The organism is Saccharothrix sp. ST-888, assembly GCF_000955975.1.
Taxonomy (GTDB): domain Bacteria; phylum Actinomycetota; class Actinomycetes; order Streptomycetales; family Streptomycetaceae; genus Kitasatospora.
Window position 1 is genome coordinate 1 of sequence record NZ_JYJF01000439.1, and the last position, 382, is coordinate 382.

Sequence of the window (382 nt, forward strand, 5' to 3'; positions counted from 1 at the left end):
GGGCACACCCCAGCCGTCGCTCCGCACCGCCGCGAACTCGCTCTGTTGTCCCCTCTGTTCCTGCTGTATCTAGGCCCCCGCGCCCCACCGCGCGCCGCCCACGACGAGCATCGAGGCCGCCCGCGCCGACAGTCCCCCTGCTTTCTCCTCGGATCCGGCTGATCCCCACTCGACGACCAGCCGCCCGAGGAATCCCCATGCCACTCCAGCGCGTGCGCAGGCGCACCCGCGTCCGCGCCCACGTGGGCCGCCACCCGCTGGCCCGGATCTGCCCGCCGCGCCGCGCCGACACGGCGCACCGCACCGGGTCCACCCTCCCCGGCGGGGCCGACGCCCTGCGCGCCGTCTCCATCGCCGGCGACCCCCTCGCCTTCCCCCACCT

1 protein-coding gene is annotated in these 382 nt (G+C 76.4%); it reads left to right on the forward strand.

Going from position 1 to position 382, the window contains the following annotated elements; genetic code table 11:
• Positions 1-197: 197 nt before the first annotated feature.
• Positions 198-382 (forward strand): hypothetical protein (locus UK12_RS33410; RefSeq protein ID WP_045306971.1); only part of this gene is annotated, 185 nt, incomplete at its 3' end.